This window comes from Oleiphilus sp. HI0123 (assembly GCF_001635315.1).
Window position 1 is genome coordinate 1 of record NZ_LWGE01001273.1, and the last position, 3,274, is coordinate 3,274.

General features: G+C 43.0%; 3 protein-coding genes and 1 pseudogene. All 4 read right to left on the reverse strand.

Annotated features, from left to right (window positions below):
- The coding region (uvrC, locus tag A3761_RS15095; RefSeq protein ID WP_068750434.1) for an excinuclease ABC subunit UvrC at positions 1-1,349 on the reverse strand (1,349 nt) is incomplete at its 3' end.
- Positions 1,330-1,968: a UvrY/SirA/GacA family response regulator transcription factor gene (gene uvrY, locus A3761_RS15100; protein ID WP_068515802.1), complete on the reverse strand. Its 639-nt coding sequence runs from the start codon at positions 1,966-1,968 to the stop codon at positions 1,330-1,332. The genes uvrY and uvrC, both read right to left, overlap by 20 nt.
- A 51-nt stretch (positions 1,969-2,019) precedes the next feature.
- Positions 2,020-2,511 carry a hypothetical protein gene (locus tag A3761_RS15105; RefSeq protein ID WP_068515805.1) on the reverse strand — a complete coding sequence of 164 codons (492 nt, stop codon included), beginning with the start codon at positions 2,509-2,511 and terminating at the stop codon, positions 2,020-2,022.
- 128 nt (positions 2,512-2,639) lie between these two features.
- Positions 2,640-3,274, reverse strand: a pseudogene (locus A3761_RS27765) (hypothetical protein); the annotation flags it as partial.

Genomic DNA, 3,274 nt, shown 5'->3' on the forward strand with positions numbered 1-3,274 from the left:
CCGGTAATACCTTCAATATTATAGGTCCGATAGTCCGACTTCATTGGCCCCGCCTCATTAAAGACAACACAGGAGCCCACTGTTTTTTCACCTGAGCTGTGGCTAATATCAAAGCACTCCATGCGTTTGGGTCGATCCTCAAGCTGCAGTAGTTCCGCCAGAGCATCGAACTTATGAAACATGTTTTCTTTATTAGCCAAGTGCGTTTGCAGGGCATTTTCTGCATTCGTGCTCGCTAGCTTAAGCCATTGCGCCTTTAATTGTTTCACCTTGGTAGAGATTTTCACCTTCTTACCAACTACCTGCTCGATGGCTTCGGTAATCAATGCCTGATTACTCAATGATTCGTTTAGAACAATCTCTCCCGGAATATCTCTAGACTCATTCTGGCCAATATAATATTGCTCGACAAAGCTCGACAGCATTTCATTATTGCTCATCTCCAGAGACAACTTGGGGAAGTAGTTCTTATGGCCAAGAATTCGCCCGTTACGCACATAAAGCATTGATGCTACAACCGAGCCGCCTTTTGCTACGAGTACAACTACATCCAGGCTCTGCGTCCCACCCTCGGCAGACTGGCTTTCCTGAACATGTCGAAGATGCTCAATCTGATCTCTTATCTCTGCGGCCTCTTCGAACTTAAGCTCTATAGAAGCCTGCTCCATTTGCGAAATAAGCCTACGGATTAATTCAGGACTCTTTCCCTGCAGAAACATCTCAACACTTTTAACATCTTCCAGGTACTCTTCGTGACTAACCAAACCGACACACGGAGCTTTGCAGCGTTTTATCTGATACTGAAGACAAGGGCGAGAGCGGTTGTTGTAATAGCTATCATGACATTGGCGAACCTTGAAGATTTTCTCAAGCATGTTCAGGCTTTCTTTTACTGAACCAGAGCTTGGAAAGGGCCCGAAATAACGTCCAACCTTCCCTTTGCTACGCGCCCTTTTCATGGATAATGAAGGGTATTCTTTATCGCTTGCCAAATAGATATAGGGGTAAGACTTATCATCTCGCAAGAGAATATTGTACGGGGGCTTAAGGGTCTTTATCTGATTCTGTTCTAGAATCAGCGCTTCTGTCTCGCTACGGGTTAGCGTGACTTCTATTTTAGCGATTTTGCTGACTAGCGATTGAGTCTTAAGAGACAAACCCTGACGAGCAAAATAACTGGAAACACGTTTTTTGAGATGCTTTGCCTTACCAACATACAGTATGCTTCCGTCACTACCATACATACGGTAGACTCCCGGACTTGTAGTCAATCCAGATAAAAAGCTTTTAGAGTCAAATGAGGAAGATTCTGAGAAGGATTCTTGCAGATCAATTGGGTCGGTCGACATCTAACAAACCATTTCGCACAGCAAGCAAGGTCAATTCAACATCACTGGTGATATCCAGCTTTTCAAATATCCGATAGCGATAACTATTTACTGTCTTTGGGCTCAGACAAAGCTTGTCTGATATGCTCTGAACTTTCTGGCAATCCATAATCATCGTGGCAATCTGCAGTTCTCGCTCAGACAAACTGTCAAAAGGAGACGAGTTCGCTTTACCTAAGGCCATAGCCTGTGCAATATCAGGGCTAATATAACGCTCGCCGCTATGAACTTGCTTGATTGCCTTGATCATCTCAGAAATATGGCTGTTCTTCGAAACATATGCCGAAGCACCCGATTCTAAAACGTGGCTTGGGTAAGGATCATCAATACAAGCTGTTACAACTACGACTTTTGTTTGCTCATTTTGACGCTTTAGCCTTCGTGTTGCCTCTAGCCCACCAATGCCGGGCATTTTGAGGTCCATCAAGACAACGTCAGGGGAATGTTCGCGCGCTTTGCTTAAAGCATCTTCACCAGAAGATGCTTCACCGACTACCTCAATCGCACCGTCATCAAGCAACATACGCGCAATACCTGCACGAATCAGATCATGATCATCAACGACTAAGACTTTTATCAAAATAAATCACCCGCGAAAGCAACTAGAATTGTTAGACAATGAACGCGGAGATTATACAGCAATGCTTGTTAGTTTTGGTGACGAATTCAAGGTTTTCATCTTAAACCCCTGAGAATCAAGCCATTGAGAAGCTTCAAATTCACTCAAGCATACCGACGTTGCATAGGGGTGCTTAACCTTGAATATTTCTTCGAACTGATAGAGCAAGTGACTTCGGTTATTGCTACTAAATACAACAGCAATAGCCTTCATTCCTTTAATATAAGACCAAGCATTAAGCGCCTTTAGTGTTTCGATTTGAAACGACTCGGATAGAAGCATATCCATGCCCTTTAAGTTGATCACACAAGCCCACTCTCGGGTAAAATAGCGGTGAACCAAACGTTTATAACTAGCGACATAGTCTAAGGTATTCCCCTCATTCCATGTTCCAAGCATATCGATCGTCAAGATATCGTGCTTTGCATCGATCACAAAATTGGTTGTCTCTATGCGGCTCCCGCCTTCAACGCTAGAATTCGGGGATGAAGTATATGTAGACATGGCCTTTCTCAACATTCAATTACAATTCACACAGTACTTAACAAAAGTGTATGTCATCACAGCAATATAGCGAGTTTTACCAACAAAAAAACATAAATAAATTTAAATCAGGCATAAAAGCCATACTTTTAGAAGTACTTCACTAACTCCAGCTCTAAATAGTCTTCATCTCTTAGACCGTAAGTTTTCAATTGGTCGTCACTTTCGGCACCGTGAAACACGCGCGCTTCAATATTCAACTTAAGATCGCTCGCCAGTCGCTTGTTCGCCTCGAATGAAAACATCAATTCCTCAGTACGTGGATCAAAAATGACGCCCGTTAGGATTTCAGAGGAGTCTTCATCATTAAAGGCATAACGCCAACCGGCAAAAATATCTCGTTCAAAAGCGTGAGTTGCGTGCTCTTTACGGTCATCAAACATATATTCCAACACCCACCCCAGATCAGCAGAGCTTTCGAAAATACCCACTTGGGTATATTCAAAGCCAAATACTGCGGCGCTATATCGACCTTTTCTACCAAGAGCATCACCAAAGCCGGAATTGGTGATACCTTCAAACTTTAATAGCCAAGAGTCATAAATATATTGAAGTTCAATACCAGTCTGATCGATAAGATGATAATGAGGAACTAACTCAGAAAACGTAGCATTCGGGCGGAAACTGGCTTCACGACTCGTGCCGGAAAAATGAGATAAAGCAAACTCTAATTCACCGACATAATGTGAATAACGGACAGCAAAGTCACTATGCCATTCTTGTG

What these genes read in the sequence shown, in the direction of transcription:
- A3761_RS15105 (WP_068515805.1), bottom strand. Translation starts at nt 2,511, where the DNA reads ATGTCTACATATACTTCATCCCCGAATTCTAGCGTTGAAGGCGGGAGC.